An 18,802-nucleotide genomic window follows, 5' to 3' on the forward strand; every position below is an offset into this window, starting at 1 on the left:
TTAAGACTCTTGTAGTTTATTTATCAGTTCAAGTGCTGCATTACTTGGGATTCCAAGGGATGTAAAATCATCCAGAGCCGCTTCTTTCATCTTTTTAACCGAACCAAAATGTTTTAACAATAACTTTTTGCGTTTTGCACCAATACCAGGAATGTCATCTAATATCGACTGAAATGCACTTTTACCATGAAGCTGGCGATGAAACGTGATCGCAAACCGGTGAACCTCGTCCTGTATCCGTTGTAATAAATAAAATTCCTGGCTGTTTCTTGCAAGTGGAACTATTTCCAACGGATTACCGTAAAGCAATTGCGATGTACGATGTTTGTCATCCTTCACAAGTCCTGATAAGGGAACATCGAGCCCCAGTTCATTTTCCAGCACGTCTCTGACGGCTTCAATATGACCTTTTCCCCCGTCAATGATAATTAAATCTGGAAGTGGCAGGTTTTCTTTTAATACCCTCGAATATCGTCTTCGTACCACTTCACGCATGGATTCATAATCATCGGGACCCGTTACTGTTTTGATTTTATATTTTCGATACTCTCGTTTATTCGCTTTTCCATCGATAAACACAACTAAGGCAGAAACAGGGTCAGCCCCTTGGATATTGGAGTTATCAAACGTTTCGATTCGATGAGGAGTAAAAATACCCAGCATTTCACCGAGATTTTCAACAGCTTTAATGGTCCGTTCTTCATCTTTTTCAATTAATGAAAACTTTTCATTCAAAGCAATTTTTGCATTCTTGATCGCTAATTTCACAAGCTCTTTTTTCTGTCCCCGCTGGGGCTGGAGTACTTTGACTTGCAGAAGTTCTTCAGCAAGAGATAGATCAATTTCATCCTGTATGAGAATTTCCTTTGGTTTAAGATGATTTGCTTTCGTATAAAACTGACCGAGATAAGTTAAAATTTCTTCCTCAGGCTCATCATAAATTGGAAACATAGAGACATCACGCTCGATTAACTTTCCTTGGCGGACAAAAAAGACTTGTACGCACATCCAGCCCTTATCTACAGCGTAGCCAAACACATCTCTGTCGGTAAAGTCAGTCATGGTCATTTTCTGTTTTTCCATCGTTGTTTCAATATGCGCAATTCTATCACGAAACTCCTTGGCCCTTTCAAAGTCCAGCTCTTCTGCGGCAAGCGTCATTCTTTCAGTCAGCTCTTTTTTAATTTCTTTATATCCGCCGTTTAGAAAGCGAGTAATCTCATCGATCATTTGTTTATATTGCTCTTCATGAACCTCATTGACACAAGGTGCCAAGCATTGCCCTAAATGATAATATAAACACACTCGATCCGGCAGGGTTGAACATTTTCTTAACGGATATAGGCGGTCAAGAAGTTTCTTCGTATCGTTGGCAGCCCCAACGTTTGGATAGGGACCAAAGTATTTCCCTTTATCCTTTTTTACCTTCCTTGTGATGATCAATTTGGGATGACGTTCAGCCGTAAGCTTAATAAATGGATAACTCTTGTCATCCTTAAGCATAATATTATATTTTGGATCATGTTTTTTAATTAAATTGATTTCCAATAAAAGTGCTTCGATATTGGAAGAAGTAACAATATATTCGAAGTCCTCTATTTCATTAACAAGCCTTAATGTTTTCCCATCGTGCGAGCCCGTGAAATAAGAACGGACGCGATTCTTTAAAATTTTAGCTTTTCCTACATATATGATGGTACCCTGACGATCCTTCATTAAATAGCAGCCAGGCTGGTCAGGCAATAGCGTCAGCTTCTGCTTTATTATATTATTCAATCTGACCACCCCTAAAAAATACTTATCCCTAAATTTTAAAACAAACCGTATATAAAGAAAAGTAAAGATTTATGGGAAAAGAAAAACCTTAGCCAGTTTTACTGACTAAGGTTCAGCTTTCTTAGATATGCTTTTCGATAACGCCTGATAAAGCTTCTTTTGGCTGGAAGCCAACAACCTTATCAACTATTTCGCCATTTTTTAGAACCAATAAAGTAGGGATGCTCATAACGCCATACTTTGCAGCAGTTTCTTGATTTTCATCTACGTCAAGTTTGACGATTTTTACTTTATCTCCAATTTCGGAGTCAATTTCTTCAAGAACTGGAGCAATCATTTTGCAAGGTCCGCACCATGGTGCCCAGAAGTCAACAAGTACTAAGTCTGAACTTGTTTGTTCAGCAAAGTTTTGGTCAGTAACGTGTGTAATAGCCATTTGAAATGCCTCCTATTTAATACTTACATACTATGGAAAGTATAACATCGTTTAAATGATGATGCTAATAATTTGTTTCGGAAGTAATATTCCCCAAAAAATGAAAAGTTATTTCCTTAACAATAAAAATGGCGGGCAAATGTGACTGCCCGCCATAAACAGTTAGGAATGAACTTTAAGTTTTCTAAATTCTTCCGTTAAGATTGGCACAACCTCAAAAAGATCGCCAACAATTCCATAATCGGCCACATTGAAAATGTTTGCTTCTGGATCTTTATTAATCGCTACGATTACTTTAGAGTTAGACATACCGGCTAAATGCTGAATAGCCCCGGAAATTCCGCAAGCAATGTAAAGATCTGGTGTTACCACCTTACCGGTTTGACCAATTTGCATGGAATAATCACAATAATCAGCGTCACATGCACCACGTGATGCCCCGACTGCTCCGCCCAATACTTGAGCCAATTCTTTCAACGGTGCAAAGCCTTCGGCGCTTTTTACACCACGTCCTCCGGAAATAATCACTTTCGCTTCAGATAAGTCAACACCCTCACTTGCTTTTTTAACAACCTCTTTGATAATAGAGCGGAGGTCGTTAATTTCAACAGAAAGTGCGGTGATTTCTCCACTTCGACTTTCATCTTTTTCTAAAGGTGCAATATTATTTGGGCGGATTGTCGCAAAAATCAACCCACTTGTGACAATTTTCTTTTCAAATGCTTTACCAAAATATATTGGTCTTATAAAAACAATATTCCCCCCAGCAGCCTCTATGCCCGTTGCATCGGAAATTAACCCAGAAGAAAGCTTAGCAGCGATTTTCGGTGTAAGATCTTTACCTAAAGCAGTATGACCTGCAATAATTCCTTCTGGCTTTTCTTTGTCAATAACTGCAAGTAATGCTTGAGAATAGCCATCAGACGAATATTGCTTTAATTTCTCATTTTCCACAACCACCACACGGTCTGCACCGTTAGCAATTAAATCTTGGCCTAAATCGCTTACATTTTCACCAAGTAATACGCCTACGATCTCTCCCCCTTCTGAAACAGTTTTAGCTGCAGCAATTGCCTCAAACGATACATTACGAAGTGATCCATCACGTGCTTCACCCAATACTAATACTTTTCTTGCCATACTTTTACCCTCCTGTATTCTGTTATATTAGAAATGTGGTAGCACCCCATTTAGCGATTCACCTAGGCGCTGGGTGCTGTGTCTAGACAGTTTTCAAAGATTAACTGTTAGACTTTACTATCTTTTTAAATAACTTTTGCCTCTGTATGGAGAAGCTGAACGAGTTCTTTTACCTGTTCATTTAATTCTCCTGAGAGAACTTTTCCTGCCTCTTTTTTTGGCGGTAAATATAGTTCAATTGTTTTGGTTTTGGCTTCTACATCATCCTCATCAAGGTCAAGATCATCTAGCTCAAGTTTATCAAGAGGTTTCTTTTTGGCTTTCATAATCCCTGGAAGGGATGGATAACGTGGCTCGTTTAAGCCTTGTTGTGCCGTAACCAAGAGTGGAAGGTTCGTTTCAATTACTTCAGAATCCCCTTCAACATCACGAGTTACCGTTGCTTTACCTCCATCAATTTCAAGTTTAGTAATTGTTGTTACATAAGGAATAGCTAGCAGTTCAGCTACACGAGGGCCAACCTGTCCTGATGCCCCATCAATGGCAACATTTCCACCTAAAATCAAATCCGCATTTTTATCTATTAAATATTCAGCAAGAACTTTGGCTGTTGTAAATTGGTCAGTATTTTCAACATCGTCTTCAATATTAATTAAAACAGCTTTATCTGCACCCATTGCCAATGCAGTACGCAATTGCTTTTCAGATTCCTCATTACCGACAGAAATGACAGTTACTTCGCCTCCATGAGCATCACGGACTTGAATCGCTTCTTCAATCGCGTATTCATCATAAGGATTAATGATGAATTCTGCGCCATCATCATTAATTTTGCCGCCTGCAATGGTAATCTTTTCTTCAGTATCAAAGGTCCTTTTCATTAATACAAAAATATTCATTGTTACCCTCCTAAAATTTTTAATATTTTTTCTCTTCCAAAGATTTAGATAATTCTTCATAAAAAAATATAATTGAAAATCTTCCAATGCATGGATAAAGCTGCATGCTATGAAGATTATTTACCCTGAAATTTGGGTGCCCTTTTTTCTATAAAGGCCTGAATTCCCTCTTGGCCATCACCCGACATAAACACGCGTCCAAATACTTCTGCCTCTTTGTTAACTCCATCATAAAACCTATTTGTCTTGGAGTAATTCAATAATTCTATTGCAGCTTTTAAAGAGATTGGGCTTTTTCGGGAAATTTTTTTGGCCATTGAAAATGCCTTTTCAAACACTTCATTTTCAGGATATGCCTGGTTGGCTAATCCAAATTGGACCGCTTGATCACCAGTAATTGGTTCAGATGTGAATAATATTTCTGCAGCTTTAGCTGTACCCACATATTTAGGTAGTCTTTGCGACCCTCCGAATCCCGGCACTAATCCAAGCTGCAGCTCTGGTAGACCCAGTTTGGCATTTTCACTCACAATCCTGATATGACAGGCCATCGCTAACTCAAGACCACCACCTAAAGCGGCACCATGAATGGCTGCAATAATTGGTTTAGGGAAATTTTCCATCCGTTCAAACAAATCCTGCCCGACTCTGCTTAGCTTGGTGAAATCCTCCTGATTATCGAAGGTTGTAAACTCCTTAATATCAGCTCCTGCTGAAAAGAAGCGCCCATCCCCATGTACAAGTAGAACCCTAATTTGATCATTAGTCTCGATCTCATCCAATACCATTGACAATTCCCGTAGCACTCCTTGTGATAATGCATTTGCAGGCGGCCGTTGAAATGTAATCGTAGCAATTTGATCCTTATATGACCAACGCAAATATTCCAAACCTATCCCCTCCCTTATGCTTTTTTTGGCAACTATCCTCCGCACCCAGTGATTAATAATTGGTGAACCTGCCTTGCTAATGCCTTCAGATCGTACTTTTCTTCATTCATCACCCAAGAGGTTGCCATTTCATCAATCGTTCCAAAGATCATTTGTCGTGCGAGGCGGACATCTAGTTCTTTTGAAAACTCCCCATTTTCGATTCCTTCCAACACAATTTTATCAATTAGCTGTAGATATCTTTTAAGTACTTCGTTAATTTTCAAGCGAAGCTCTTTGTTTGTTTGACGCAGCTCCAATTGAGTAACAATTGCCAGATAATGATCATTGGAAAGCATGGCGAATTGTGTATCTATCATTGTTAATAATTTCTCTGTTGCTGTCGTTTTTCCTGCAATTAAATTCTCAATTTTTTCTACAAAATCCCCCATCTTTTCCCTAAAAAGTGATATAAGAATATCTTCCTTATTTTTAAAATATAAGTAGATCGTTCCATCAGCCACTCCTGCTTGTTTGGCTATTTTTGCTACCTGTGACTGGTGATAACCGTTTTCAGCAATAACAACTACAGCCGCATCAATAATTTGCATATATTTAGGTCCATTTTTTTTCAAGTTTGTCTCCCCTTACTAAATGGCATCAGCTCGCTTTATTCTAAAAAAGAGAACAACAGTGCCAAATAGGAGATTTTTTTTGAAACGACTCATAGAAACTCGTTTCATCCTTATGAATGAACAGTCATTCATATTTAAATAGTATTGGATTTTAAGCCATGCTGTCAAGAAATACGGATAGGCATTTTTACAAAAATAAAGAGCCAAAAATGGCTCAAGGAATTATGCGTGTTTTTCGGCTTCTTCCTCTATTTTCTTCAAATCTTCCGCAACCAATACTCTTCTTAATATTTTTCCTACCGCGGTTTTCGGCAGTTCCTTCCTAAACTCATACACTCTTGGTGCTTTATAGGAGGCAAGATATTTTCTTGCAAATTGATTAAGCTCATCCTCGGTAACGAGCGAGCCCTCTCTTACTACCACGTATGCTTTAACCGTTTCACCACGATATGGGTCTGGAATTCCTGCTGCAACTACCTCTTGTACATCTGGATGCTCATATAATACCTCTTCTATCTCGCGGGGGTAAATATTAAATCCACCCGCAATAATCATATCCTTTTTACGGTCAACGATATAGAAATAACCTTGCTCATCCATATAGCCAAGATCACCTGTAAAAAGCCAGCCATCCTTAAACACCTGGTCTGTTTCATCGGGACGGTTCCAATATCCTTTCATAACCTGTGGGCCTTTTACAGCTATTTCACCGATTTCACCACATGGCAACAGTTCCCCTGTTTCTAAAGAAAAAATGGCAGCATCTGTATCGGGCCAGGGAACTCCAATGCTCCCTTTTATGCGCGGGCGGTCCCAGAAAAAGTTTGTATGTGTAACAGGTGATGTTTCCGTTAATCCATAACCTTCAACAAGCTTTCCCCCTGTTAGCTCTTCAAATTTCTGCTGTACCTCGATAGGAAGAGGCGCGGAACCACTAATACAAGAATCAATTGAAGACAGGTCGTATTTTTTTAGATCAGGATGGTTTAATAGTCCAATATAAATTGTTGGGGCCCCTGGAAACATGGTTGGCCGCTGTTTGTGAATCGTCTTTAAGGTTGTTTCTGCATCAAACTTTGGCAGCAAAATCATCTTATATCCCTGCATAACAGCTAAAATCATAATCATTGTCATTCCATAAACATGAAAAAAGGGGATAACACCTAAGAGTGATTCTTCACCTGGCCTACATTTGTAAAGCCAGGCATTACACATGGTGGCATTGGAAACTAAATTTTTGTGTGTCAGCATAACCCCCTTTGGAAATCCAGTCGTTCCTCCGGTATATTGCAGGATCGCTATATCCTCTTCAAAATTAAATTCGTTGGGTGGTAATGGTTTTACGGGAAGCTTTAAAATTTCCGTAAGTAAATGGGTATTCCCCTCATGCTTGGCATGAACGACAAGACCATATTGCTTTTTCTGGATAAAAGGGTAAATGATATTTTTGGGAAATGGCAAGTAATCTTTGATGGCGGTTACAACAGTATGCTGTAAATCCGTTTGGGCGATTATCTTTGAGATTCGAGGATATAAAATATCAAGTGTAATAACGGCGATTGCACCGGAATCTTTCATTTGGTACTCAAGTTCACGTTCCGTATATAACGGGTTGGTTTGAACAACAATTCCACCCGCAAACAAAATCGCAAAATAGCTGATAACCGATTGTGGAGAATTTGGGAGCATGATCGATACTCGGTCACCTTTTGTAATCCCCAAGTCTTGAAGATAGCCCGCTAAGGTAACTGCCGCATCATAAACTTGTTGAAAGGTAAGTTCTTTGCCCATAAAATGAATCGCTGTTTTATCCGGAAACCTTTTCGCAGCATGAATTAAATATTGTTGGACTGGTTTTGGATCATATTCTAAGGATGCAGGAATTTCCTTCGGGTAAAGCGTCAACCATGGTTTGAGCTCCGTCATCAATATCCCCCTTTAAATACTAAATATTCTAAATATTCTAACTCACATCCTATTATAATATAGTCCCAATAAAAAAACCATCACTGCCAAACAACAGCGACGGTTTTTCATTAACTAAAAAAAATCATATAGATTAGACCGATGATCAAAAATACTCCGCACAATCCAAGAAGCACTTTAGCCAACTTTTCCAATTTTTTCTCTCCTTCAAATCCCCGCTCCGATTACATAGGACAATCCAATTGAAATGACCATGGAAATAAACCCGACCGCTCGATTATCGTTTTGAATTTCTTCATCTACTTTGAATCTTGGAGTCAAAAATTCATAAATAAAATATCCTGCTAACAGCAGTATAAATCCGTACATCCCCCAGCCAACCATTAACAATAACGATTTATGCTCCATTATAGCGAAGTGGAAGATGTTAGCAATCCCAAAGATTTTCCCTCCGGTTGCCATTGCAACTGCAAGATTACCTTTTTTAATTTCTTCCCAATTTTTGTATTTTGTGACCAATTCAAAAATAGCTAAAAATAAAAAGATACACAAAAGTACAACACTGTAATTGGCAGCTGTTTGAATATATACATTGTCCCAAAATTGATTCATATCTCTATTCTCCTAAAGGACTTATTTAAATTCAACTACCGTAACGCCCGTTCCTCCCTCACCTGCATCACCAAACCGGATTTTTTTAACAGAGCGGTGATTCCTCAAATACTCCTGAACTCCCTGTCTCAAAGCCCCTGTACCTTTTCCGTGAATAATCGAAACCCTTGGATACCCGGCCAAAAGAGCATCATCCACATACTTTTCGACTTTATGCAGTGCTTCCTCGTACCGCTCCCCGCGAAGATCCAATTCAAGTTTAACATGAGAATCTCTTCCTCTAACAATGGCAAGCGGTCTAGTTTCTACTTGCTTCGGGGTGCTTATATATTCCAAATCCTTTTCTTTCACCTTCATTTTCAGGATTCCAATCTGCACCTGCCATTCATTATTTGAATTTTTATGAAGCAGAATTCCTTTTTGGTCAAAAGTAAGGACCTTCACCTCATCCCCAGGTGTAAAGGTATGTTTCTTTTCTTTCCGTTGAAGAGATTTTTTCGACCTATCGATTTTTGGTGCTGCTTCCTGCAAGCGTTTCTTTGCATCAATCAGTTCATGTTCTTTTACCTCAGCATGTTTTTCTATTCTCATTTTGCGAAGGTCACGAATAACTTTATCAGCCTCTGCTTTCGCTTGCTCGACAATGTCCTCTGCTTTATCTGCAGCTTTTTCATAAAGTGAATCTTTGTAGTTATAAAATTCGATCATTTGCTGTTGAAGATCCTGATGTAGCTTCTCTGCCTGCTTCAAATAGGCTAAAGCTTCTTCATGCTCAGTTTCAGCTAATCGTTTACTTTCCTCTAAGGAGGAAATCATTTTATCAATCTTGTTCGTATCTGCACTAACATACGAGCGAGCTGCTTGAATGACATTTTCGTTTAAACCTAATCGTTTGGAGATTTCAAACGCATTACTTCTTCCTGGTACCCCTAACAACAGTTTATAAGTTGGACTTAATGTTTCCACATTAAATTCGACGCTGGCATTCATAACGCCTTCACGATTATAGCCATATGCCTTTAGTTCGGGATAGTGAGTGGTGGCTATTACCCTTGCCCCTCGATTATGCACTTCATCCAAAATAGAAATGGCTAGTGCAGCCCCTTCCTGGGGATCTGTTCCGGCCCCAAGCTCATCAAATAAAGCTAGACTGTTGAAATCTACATTGCGTAAAATCTCAACAATATTGGTCATATGTGAGGAAAATGTACTTAAGCTTTGTTCAATGGACTGTTCATCACCGATATCAGCATATACAGAATCAAACACAGCAAGCTCCGAGCCATCCAAGGCAGGGATTTGCAAGCCGGCCTGTGCCATTAATGTACATAAGCCAACTGTTTTTAGCGTAACCGTTTTTCCTCCTGTATTCGGACCAGTAATGACAATCGTTGTAAATTCTTGACCAATCATAATGTCATTCGGAACCACTTCGTTGATCGGGATAAGTGGATGTCGTGCTTTAAATAAGGAGATTCTTCCTTCATTATTCATGATCGGCATTGAGGCTTTAATCTTTCTACCGTATCTCGCTTTCGCAAATATAAAGTCCAGGTCTGTTAGAACTTCAACAATGATCTTAAGCTCACCCTCATGTTCGGCTGTTTTTGCGGATAGCTCTACCAAAATTCTTTCGATTTCAACCTGTTCTTTCACGCGAATATCTTGGAGCTGATTGTTTAATTGAACAATTGCCTGTGGTTCAATAAAGAGTGTTTGTCCAGATGAACTCTGGTCATGAATAATCCCGCCATAGTGGCCCCGATATTCTTGTTTTACAGGAATGACAAACCGATCATTTCGAATCGTAACAAGCGCATCCGATAACATTTTTTGTGCATTCGATGATCGTATCATACTTTCTAATTTTTCTCGTACCCGTGATTCCGTAGAACGAAGCTGATGGCGAAGGCTGCGCAGGAGGTCACTTGCGCCATCAAGCACCTCACCGCCCTCATCAATTGCATATTTAATTGCCTGCTCGAGGTTTGTTAAAGGAAGGATGCGGTCAGTCTGCTCGACTAAAATAGGAATTTCAGTCCTTTCTTCCGCTATGTCTTCGATAAAATGTTTCATTTGCCTGCTTGTATGAATCGTGCTGGCAACCTGAACTAATTCATGCGGGCTAAGGACACCGCCAATAACCGAACGCTTAATATGGGCGCGAATATCATGAATCCCTGACAAGGGAACATTTCCTTTCATTCGCAAAACAGTCGCTGCTTCGTCCGTTTCTGCCTGCAGCCTCACAACTGCTTCAAAATCGGTTGAAGGCACGAGGTCTCTCACTTTTTCCTTACCAAGCGAGGAAGATGCCTGCTCAAATAATTGTTCCTTTACTTTATCAAATTCTAATACCTTTAATACTTTCTGCTGCATGGAGAAAAGCCTCCTTATTTCTTCCGATTATGCAAAAATTCTAGTAAGTCGTTTAGATCGAACGTGTTTAAAACAGTTGGCTTTCTAATCCAGCCTTTTTTGGCCGAAGATACACCAATCTCCATTTGTGATAATGTACCTATTTGGTGGGCGTCCGTATTAATCACGATCTTCACTCCAGCCTCCTGCGCCTTTCTTACATGCTGGGACGCCAGATCAAGCCGATTTGGATTGGCATTCAATTCTAGAACTGTATTTGTTTCCTTTGCTAATTCAATCAACAAATCAAGGTCTACATCGTAGCCCTCGCGGCGTCCAATTAATCTTCCAGTAGGATGGGCGATAATATCAACATGGACATTTTCAAGGGCTGCCTTCAATCGATTCATGATTTTTTCCCTTGGCTGTGAAAAAGCAGAATGAATCGATGCAATTACAATATCCATTCCTTCAAGCAAATCATCATCATAATCCAAGGTTCCATCAGGAAGAATATCCATTTCTACCCCGGATAGTATCGTGAAATTATCATATTTCTCATTTATTTTCTTTATTTCTTCTCTTTGCTTCAACAGCCTTTCCGGAGTAAGCCCGTTTGCTACCTTTAAATAGTGAGAATGGTCTGTAATTGCGATGTAACGGTAGCCTCGATTGCGGCAAGCTTCTGCCATCTCTTCAATTGAATTCGCTCCATCACTCCAGGTTGTATGCATATGGAGGTCACCTTTTATATCTTCTAAGCAAATTAACTCCATATTTGCTGAATACTCATCTACTTCCTTCCCATCTTCTCTAATTTCCGGAGGAATAAATGGTAGCGCAAAATGCTGATAGAACTCTTCCTCCGAAGAAAAAGTTCGTATCACCCCTGTTTCCACATTTTCAACACCATATTCACTTATTTTTTCTCCGCGTTCCTTGGCTAGCTGCCTCATCCGGACATTATGCTCCTTAGAACCGGTAAAATGATGTAATGTCGTTGTATACTCAGCAGGTTTTACAAGGCGAAAATCAACGGACACATCATATTGAAGGTCAAGGGTTATCGAAACCTTTGTTTCTCCTGCCCCAATAACCTCTTTAATATTAGGAAGACTAAGAAGCTGCATTCTCACACTGGAGGGTTGATCTGTTGCGATAATGAAATCCAAATCTTTGATGGTTTCCCTCATTCTTCGTAAGCTCCCAGCCCTTGAAAATCTATTTATATCAGACATGTTTCCTAGCTTTTCTTCAATTTGCTCGGCAATCGGCATCATATAGGCCAGCGGAAGCCTTTCCGGTCTGCTGCCAACTTGAGCAATCGCACTCAAAATTTTTTCTTCTGTTTTTTTTCCAAAGCCAGGGAGAGCTTGCACTTTACCTGTCCGACATGCTTCCTCTAGACTAGATACATCTTCAATCCCGAGTGATTGATAAAGCTTGGCTATTTTTTTGCCACCGAGACCAGGAAGCTGTAACAATGGGATGAGCCCGGGCGGAACTTCTTCCTTCAGCTCTTTTAATACAGTGGAGGATCTTTCTTTTGTGTATTCCTCGATAACAGCTGCAGTCCCTTTACCGATACCCGAGATAGATGTAAGGTCCTCAATTTCTGATAGGCTTCGTTCATCTGTCTCCAACGCCATAGCCGCCCTTCGGAATGCAGATATTTTAAACGAGTTTTCACCCTTTAACTCTAAATAAATTGCGATCGTCTCTAAAAGGCGAACAATCTCTTTTTTCGTTACTTCCATTTTTTCCACCTGCCTTTAAAGATAGCTTTTTCTTTTTTTCTAATTTTAAAAGAACAAAAGCGCAAGCGCCCGTTTAGTGGATTATGGTACAATCCTTAAAAAAACTTCTCTGCTAAAGAGAAGTTGCAGTACCAACATATTCAATCCACAATTGTTTTATTTGTTCGGAAAGAAGCGGGGTATGCTTAACAATCGCATTAGCCAGCATAGAATGGCTTAAAGAAATCTGAACAATTTCAATTGGAATTAGAGCAGCCATATATAATAGAATAAATACGATCAAGTAAACTTCACAAAAACCTAATATTCCGCCAGCCAACACATTCATCTGTCTCAAAATCGGTAAATGGGTAATAAAGTTCAACATTCTTCCAATCATTTGCAACAAAATTTTAACTGCGAAAAAAATAATCATAAACGCGATCGCACGGTAAAAGGCCGCTTCCATATCACTGCTGTTTGTTAACAACTTTAAGGTTGAATTTTCGCCAAGGTTTGGATATGGAATCCATAAAGTTAGCTTTGGCGCAAGATCATCATAGTATATATTTGCTGCAATATATGCAATAATAAATCCGGTTAAGTGAAACAGCTGCATGATAAAGCCTCTTTTTAGGCCCATAAAGAAACCCATGATCAAGATAACGAGAATAGCAATATCTAACATGGTTTAGATCAATCCTTTTCTCTTTTTATTTCTTCTTGCAGCTTTTCTAGTTGTTCTTTTATCTTTATATAATCATTGACAGCATTCACAGCGGTTAAAACAGCAAGTCTATTCACATCTAACGATGGATTCTTAGAACCAATTTCGCGCATTTTATCGTCAACTAACGAGGCTACATGCCTAATGTGATTTGTGCTTTCTGAACCTAAAATAATATATTGCTGACCATAAATATCTACGGTTATTCTGTTTTTCCGTGGGTTTGACAACGTGAAGTGCCTCCAATCAAATGAATCCTAAAGACTATCATAACACGAACAATGTCAAGTGGAAAAGAGAAAAGAAATACGGAAGGGGTGTATCAGATTGAGTAATGTTGTGTTAATTCTGGATTTGACTGAAATAATGAAAATGAAAAATTATTATGAGGGATTTCTTGCGGAGAAAAATCCTCCTGGAAGTGTTTTTTCAGCAAAAACAAAGTCATGTGTGATTACGGCCTATAAATCAGGCAAGGTCTTATTTCAAGGAGCGAATAGTGAGGAAGAATCAAAAAGATGGGGGAATGTTCCTCAAAAACAGGAAAAGGCTGCTCTGAGAAAAACATCCGGCAGCAGTTTGCCGCCTAACATCGGGAGTTTGTCTGCAATAGGTTCAGATGAGGTTGGTACTGGCGATTTTTTTGGTCCGATTACCGTTGTCGCTGCCTATGTAAAAAAAGAGGACATTCCTCTTTTAAAAGAATTGGGCGTCAGAGATTCAAAGGATTTAAATGATGAAAAAATCATTGCGATTGCCAGGCAAATTAAAAATATTATACCGCACAGCCTGTTGACGCTCCATAATGAAAAGTATAATCAAATGCAGCAATCTGGCATGTCGCAAGGAAAGCTGAAGGCTCTGCTTCATAATCAGGCCATTGGTCATGTATTAAAAAAGATTGCGCCCATCAAGCCTGAAGCCATTTTAATCGATCAATTTGTCCAAGCTAGTACCTATTATCAGCACTTAAAAGGGCAAAAACAGATCATAAAGGAAAATGTCTTTTTCAGTACGAAAGCTGAAGGCGTTCATATCGCCGTTGCAGCCGCTTCGATACTTGCCCGTTATGCGTTTGTACAGTACTTTGAAAAACTAAGTCAAGCTGCTGGTTTTAAGATTCCAAAGGGGGCCGGTGCCCAAGTAGATCAGGCTGCAGCTAAGTTAATCCTGCAAAAAGGACGAGAGGTTCTCCCTAAATTTGTAAAGCTGCATTTTGCCAATACAGATAAAGCATTGAATCTTGTGCGTAAAAAAAGGGGCTGAGGGGCCCCTTTTGGATTTAGTTCCATTTATTTTCCAAGCAGGTATTTTTCCATTTCACCAATATTGGTGTGATGCTTTTCTTTCATTTCTTTTAAGAACGCCTCTGTCTCGGATTGAGTTCCATATCCTAAAGCAACGTCAATTTTGCGCGCAACCCACGTCTGACCTTTATTAAGAAGGAGCAGTTTTTCCTTCAACGAATCCAATGCGGCGACTTTATCAATAAAATCACCGGTTTGCATGCTGGGTTTGCCTCCTTCACGCAAAATGGCACTATGCAGACCTGCACAGCTCCATGCCTCGTCTTTTTTCAGCTGTTTATACTGTTCATTCAATTCCTCAGACGGATATTCTGTTTGCAAATGATTCGCTGTCTCCACTCCTGCTCGTTCCGCTTCGAGCAATGCATTTAAAAGATCAATTAATTGCTGGCTTTCTCCCATATTCATTTCCCCCATTGAAAAATTTAATCGAAAACACCTTTTAATATACAACACTTCCATAGTGTTTAGTGTGTTTCAGATCACAAAAATGCAAAAATTAACAATATTTAAATTTAATAGCAAATAAAAAAGCACCCGGAGTTTGACCCCGGGTACTCATTATATTCGTCGAAAAACCGTTTTTCTTCTTATCCCCTTAAGACTGCTCCTGCTTGTTCAGCTAAGGCCTTTAGTACTTTGTCATGAACCTTTGTAACTTCTTCATCAGTTAATGTACGTTCAGGGTCGGCATACTTCAATGAGAAAGCAATCGATTTTTTGCCTGCTTCCATATGCTCACCCTCGTACAAGTCAAAAACATGCGCTTCTTTCAAAAGTGGTTCTCCAGCAGTTAGGATGATTTTCTTCAATGTTCCTGAAGCTGTTTCTTTATCAGCTACGAGAGCAATATCCCTTGTAATCGATGGGAATCTTGGTATAGCCGTGTATTGAAGCGGTTCAGTTGCCGTATCAAGCACTGCTTTCAAAGAAAGCTCAAAGACCAGTGTGTCTTTTAAATCGAGTTCTTTTTGGACACTTGGATGTACTTGGCCAATGAAGCCAATACGCTCGCCATTTAAAAGAATATCAGCAGTCCGCCCAGGATGCATGCCTTCCACATTTGCTTTTGTGTACTCTACTTGAGCCGTTAAGCCAAGCCGTTCGAACAAGCCTTCCAATAACCCTTTTATAACAAAGAAGTCTACAGGCTTCTTCTCTCCCTGCCATGAATGGTTATGCCAAAGTCCAGTCATTGCCGCAGCTAGATGTTCCTGTTCTTCAGGCTGTACATCTTTTCCATTTGCTAGAAATACTGCACCTGTTTCATAGATCGCTAAACTGTCATTCTGACGGGCACTGTTATATTTTAAAACCTCAAGCAATTGTGGCAGAATACTTAAGCGAAGCATGCTGCGGTCTTCACTCATCGGCATCGCAAGTCGAATGGCTTCTCTTTTTTCAAGCGCATATTGATTTACTTTCTCTTCGCTCGTTAACGAATAGGTAAATGCTTGATAAAGTCCTGCTCCTTCAAGGAACTGGCGAACAATTCGGCGCTTTTGCTGATATTCCGTTAACCGGCCTGGTGTAGTCGAACCAACTGGCAATGTTTTCGGAATATTATCGTATCCGTAAAGTCGGGCAACCTCTTCAATTAAATCCTCTTCAATTTTAATATCGCCGCGTCGGGTTGGAACGGTAACAGTGATGGTATCCCCATCAACACTTGCTTCAAATTGAAGACGGTCAAAAATTTCTTTCGCTTCAACAACCGAAACGTTTGTACCTAGAACACGATTTACTTTTTCAAGGGTGATGGAAATAACCTCCGGTTCAATGGTTAACGTATCGACTTCAACAGAACCTTCAAGAACTTCACCATTTGCATATTTTGCCATGAGATAGGCAGCGCGTTCACCTGCTGCTCGAACCCGGTTAGGATCAACACCTTTTTCGTAGCGGTTGCTTGCTTCACTTCTTAAGCCATGATCCTTGGAAGCCTTGCGGATCACAACACCTGCAAAATAAGCTGCTTCTAATAAAACAGTTGTCGTTTCGGGGCTTACTTCAGAATTTGCTCCTCCCATCACTCCTGCTAAAGCAACCGGTTTATTCCCGTTCGTAATCACAAGATGCTCAGAAGTCAGCGTCCGTTTTGCATCATCAAGCGTTACAATTGTTTCTCCATCCTTAGCGCGGCGGACAAGAATTTCTTTCGAGCCTAAGCGGTCATAATCAAATGCATGCAAAGGCTGGCCATACTCCAGTAAAATATAATTGGTAATATCAACAACATTATTGTGTGGGCGAATTCCCGAAGACATCAGGCGTGTTTGCATCCATAATGGCGATGGGCCGATTTTCACATTTTTAATTACTGTTGCCGAATACAACGGGTTATCCTCATTAGCCTCAACTGTTACTTTAATATAGTCCGATGCTTTTTCCCGGATTGGCTGTAAATTTGTTTCAGGCAATTTTACTTCTCGGCTTAAAATAGCAGCTACTTCATAGGCAACTCCCAGCATGCTTAAACAGTCTGCACGATTTGGTGTTAACCCCAGTTCCAGGACTTGATCATCACGATTTAATAATGCAATTGCGTCAGTTCCTACCTCAGCATCTGCAGGGAAAACAAATATTCCTGTTGAATATTCTTTTGCCACTACTTTTCCTTCGATTCCAAGCTCCTGAAGCGAGCAAATCATACCATTTGATTCTTCACCGCGAAGCTTAGCACGCTTAATTTTGAAGTTTCCCGGTAAAACTGCGCCAACCTTTGCAACAGCAACTTTTTGTCCCTGGGCAACGTTTGGTGCTCCGCAAATAATTTGCACAGGCGCTTCCTCACCAAGGTCAACAAGGCACTTGTGGAGATGATCGGAATTTGGGTGATCCTCGCATTCAAGGACATAGCCTATAACGACTCCTTGTATTCCTTCATTCAAAACTTCAACGCCTTCTACTTCAATCCCGCTTTTTGTTATTTTTTCTGCAAGCTCTTTTGCCGATACTCCGGACAGGTCTACATAGTCTTGGAGCCATTTATATGAAACGAACATATCGTTATCCTCCTTATTTCTTTATTCGTGTTTAGAAAATTGATTTAAGAACCGGACATCATTTGTATAGAAATGGCGAATATCATCCACTCCATATTTCAGCATCGCAATCCGCTCTGGACCCATGCCAAATGCAAATCCTGTGTACTTCTTGGAGTCATAGCCGGCCATTTCAAGCACGTTCGGATGAACCATGCCTGCGCCGAGGATTTCAATCCAGCCTGTACCTTTACATACATGACAGCCCTTGCCGCCGCATATTTTACAGGAAATATCCATTTCAACCGAAGGCTCGGTGAATGGGAAAAAGCTTGGTCTTAGTCTGATTTCACGGTCTTCACCAAACAGTTTCTTTGCAAATACTTCAAGTGTCCCTGCTAAATCGCTCATGCGAATATTTTCACCGACAACAAGTCCTTCAATTTGCATGAACTGGTGGGAATGGGTCGCGTCGTCATTATCGCGACGATATACTTTACCAGGGCAAATAATTTTTATTGGTCCCTTGCCCTGGTTCTTTTGCATCGTGCGGGCCTGAACTGGGGATGTATGTGTCCTTAATAATATTTCGTCTGTAATATAAAAGGAATCTTGCATATCACGGGCTGGATGGCTTTTTGGTAAATTAAGAGCCTCAAAGTTATAGTAATCTTGTTCTACTTCAGGTCCCTCCGCGACCTGATATCCCATGCCAATAAATAAATCTTCAATTTCTTCAATAATCTTTGTTAGCGGATGATGGTTCCCTGCCTTAATCGGTCGTCCTGGAAGCGTTACATCAATCGTTTCAGAAGCCAATTTTTCTAAAACAGCTGCTTCTTCCAGTTCCGTTTGCTTTGCTTCGATTTTCTCAGAAATAATTTCGCGGACATCGTTGACGAGAGCACCCATTTTTGGACGTTCCTCAGCGGAAAGCTTGCCCATTCCCCGCAATACCTCCGTAATCGGTCCCTTTTTTCCTAAATAGGCGACACGAATGTCGTTTAACTCCTTTAAGCCCGAAGATTGTTCAATTTTTTGAAGTGCTTCTTCCTGCAGTTCCTTTAATCGTTCTTGCATCTTTTTTCTCCTCCTTAATTTTAAGATGTAAGCGCCCGTTTAGCGGGTACATTAGTCGCTGTATCTGGCGCGGAGCTAGATCATACTTGAGGTTTATAACCTTCTTGACTGTTCGAATGAGCATAAAAAAACCCCATCCCTGGTAAGGGACGAGGTTTATTCGCGGTACCACCCTTTTAAACACGTTTATGTACAACCAATGTGTTCGCTTCATTCGGATAACGGCATATGCCGGTGCATTTTTACATTTCAAATTGGTGAAATGGTCCCAATGCCAACTCGGGAGGTGAACTTCTCCTGTTATTTCCATAAAAGTG

Annotated in this window: 16 protein-coding genes and 1 other annotated feature (1 of these 17 cut by a window edge); of the genes, 1 reads left to right on the plus strand and 15 read right to left on the minus strand. The window is 40.1% G+C overall.

All coding sequences use genetic code 11. From position 1 onward, the window contains the following. The 12 genes from uvrC to zapA form a co-directional block, all read right to left on the minus strand. A complete protein-coding gene (gene uvrC / locus JN080_RS03495) occupies positions 1-1,776 on the minus strand; it encodes an excinuclease ABC subunit UvrC (protein ID WP_256234517.1) in 1,776 nt (591 codons plus the stop codon). A gap of 121 nt (positions 1,777-1,897) precedes the next feature. Beyond that, positions 1,898-2,212, minus strand: a complete 315-nt coding sequence (gene trxA, locus JN080_RS03500) for a thioredoxin (protein ID WP_256234518.1) — start codon at positions 2,210-2,212, stop codon at positions 1,898-1,900. A gap of 162 nt (positions 2,213-2,374) precedes the next feature. Further along, complete coding sequence (locus JN080_RS03505) at positions 2,375-3,352, minus strand: electron transfer flavoprotein subunit alpha/FixB family protein (protein ID WP_256234519.1); 978 nt, start codon at positions 3,350-3,352, stop codon at positions 2,375-2,377. Positions 3,353-3,477: 125 nt separating this feature from the next. Beyond that, positions 3,478-4,251, minus strand: coding sequence for an electron transfer flavoprotein subunit beta/FixA family protein (locus tag JN080_RS03510; protein WP_256234520.1), 774 nt, complete (start codon positions 4,249-4,251; stop codon positions 3,478-3,480). 116 nt (positions 4,252-4,367) lie between these two features. Continuing rightward, on the minus strand, positions 4,368-5,141 hold the full coding sequence (locus tag JN080_RS03515) for an enoyl-CoA hydratase (RefSeq protein ID WP_256234521.1): 774 nt from the start codon (positions 5,139-5,141) through the stop codon (positions 4,368-4,370). A 32-nt stretch (positions 5,142-5,173) separates the two neighbouring features. Beyond that, the gene (locus tag JN080_RS03520) at positions 5,174-5,755 is read right to left on the minus strand and encodes a fatty acid metabolism transcriptional regulator FadR (RefSeq protein WP_256234522.1); all 582 of its coding nucleotides are present in this window, start codon (positions 5,753-5,755) and stop codon (positions 5,174-5,176) included. Between the two features lie 222 nt (positions 5,756-5,977). Continuing rightward, positions 5,978-7,681: an AMP-binding protein gene (locus JN080_RS03525; protein WP_256234523.1), complete on the minus strand. Its 1,704-nt coding sequence runs from the start codon at positions 7,679-7,681 to the stop codon at positions 5,978-5,980. Positions 7,682-7,888: 207 nt separating this feature from the next. After that, positions 7,889-8,293 (minus strand): DUF350 domain-containing protein, encoded by a 405-nt coding sequence (locus tag JN080_RS03530; protein WP_256234524.1) that lies wholly within the window; start codon positions 8,291-8,293, stop codon positions 7,889-7,891. Between the two features lie 21 nt (positions 8,294-8,314). Beyond that, a complete protein-coding gene (locus JN080_RS03535; protein ID WP_256234525.1) occupies positions 8,315-10,672 on the minus strand; it encodes an endonuclease MutS2 in 2,358 nt (785 codons plus the stop codon). 14 nt (positions 10,673-10,686) lie between these two features. Beyond that, positions 10,687-12,408 (minus strand): DNA polymerase/3'-5' exonuclease PolX, encoded by a 1,722-nt coding sequence (gene polX / locus JN080_RS03540; RefSeq protein ID WP_256234526.1) that lies wholly within the window; start codon positions 12,406-12,408, stop codon positions 10,687-10,689. Positions 12,409-12,520: 112 nt separating this feature from the next. Further along, entirely contained in the window at positions 12,521-13,075 is a 555-nt protein-coding gene (locus tag JN080_RS03545) for a CvpA family protein (protein WP_256234527.1), read from the minus strand. A gap of 8 nt (positions 13,076-13,083) precedes the next feature. Next, positions 13,084-13,344: a cell division protein ZapA gene (gene zapA, locus JN080_RS03550; RefSeq protein ID WP_256234528.1), complete on the minus strand. Its 261-nt coding sequence runs from the start codon at positions 13,342-13,344 to the stop codon at positions 13,084-13,086. 97 nt (positions 13,345-13,441) lie between these two features. Here zapA and rnhC point away from each other — a divergent pair, with 97 nt between their 5' ends. Further along, positions 13,442-14,380, plus strand: coding sequence for a ribonuclease HIII (rnhC, locus tag JN080_RS03555; protein WP_256234529.1), 939 nt, complete (start codon positions 13,442-13,444; stop codon positions 14,378-14,380). 26 nt (positions 14,381-14,406) lie between these two features. Here rnhC and JN080_RS03560 read toward each other — a convergent pair whose 3' ends face one another. The 3 genes from JN080_RS03560 to pheS form a co-directional block, all read right to left on the minus strand. Then, positions 14,407-14,823: a DUF6306 domain-containing protein gene (locus JN080_RS03560; RefSeq protein ID WP_256234530.1), complete on the minus strand. Its 417-nt coding sequence runs from the start codon at positions 14,821-14,823 to the stop codon at positions 14,407-14,409. A gap of 188 nt (positions 14,824-15,011) precedes the next feature. Next, the gene (pheT, locus tag JN080_RS03565) at positions 15,012-17,426 is read right to left on the minus strand and encodes a phenylalanine--tRNA ligase subunit beta (RefSeq protein WP_256234531.1); all 2,415 of its coding nucleotides are present in this window, start codon (positions 17,424-17,426) and stop codon (positions 15,012-15,014) included. A gap of 21 nt (positions 17,427-17,447) precedes the next feature. Continuing rightward, on the minus strand, positions 17,448-18,485 hold the full coding sequence (pheS, locus tag JN080_RS03570; RefSeq protein ID WP_256234532.1) for a phenylalanine--tRNA ligase subunit alpha: 1,038 nt from the start codon (positions 18,483-18,485) through the stop codon (positions 17,448-17,450). Positions 18,486-18,627: 142 nt separating this feature from the next. Next, positions 18,628-18,802: a binding site (T-box leader), on the minus strand; it runs 68 nt beyond the window's last position.

The organism is Bacillus sp. EB600, assembly GCF_024494385.1.
Classification (GTDB): Bacteria; Bacillota; Bacilli; order Bacillales; family Cytobacillaceae; genus JAEVLT01.

Coding starts and splice junctions, on each gene's coding strand:
- JN080_RS03505 (WP_256234519.1), bottom strand. CDS start 3,352: ATGGCAAGAAAAGTATTAGTATTGGGTGAAGCACGTGATGGATCACTT.
- JN080_RS03530 (WP_256234524.1), bottom strand. CDS start 8,293: ATGAATCAATTTTGGGACAATGTATATATTCAAACAGCTGCCAATTAC.
- JN080_RS03510 (WP_256234520.1), bottom strand. CDS start 4,251: ATGAATATTTTTGTATTAATGAAAAGGACCTTTGATACTGAAGAAAAG.
- pheS (WP_256234532.1), bottom strand. CDS start 18,485: ATGCAAGAACGATTAAAGGAACTGCAGGAAGAAGCACTTCAAAAAATT.
- polX (WP_256234526.1), bottom strand. CDS start 12,408: ATGGAAGTAACGAAAAAAGAGATTGTTCGCCTTTTAGAGACGATCGCA.
- JN080_RS03560 (WP_256234530.1), bottom strand. CDS start 14,823: ATGGGAGAAAGCCAGCAATTAATTGATCTTTTAAATGCATTGCTCGAA.
- pheT (WP_256234531.1), bottom strand. CDS start 17,426: ATGTTCGTTTCATATAAATGGCTCCAAGACTATGTAGACCTGTCCGGA.
- trxA (WP_256234518.1), bottom strand. CDS start 2,212: ATGGCTATTACACACGTTACTGACCAAAACTTTGCTGAACAAACAAGT.
- JN080_RS03535 (WP_256234525.1), bottom strand. CDS start 10,672: ATGCAGCAGAAAGTATTAAAGGTATTAGAATTTGATAAAGTAAAGGAA.
- JN080_RS03525 (WP_256234523.1), bottom strand. CDS start 7,681: ATGACGGAGCTCAAACCATGGTTGACGCTTTACCCGAAGGAAATTCCT.
- JN080_RS03545 (WP_256234527.1), bottom strand. CDS start 13,075: ATGTTAGATATTGCTATTCTCGTTATCTTGATCATGGGTTTCTTTATG.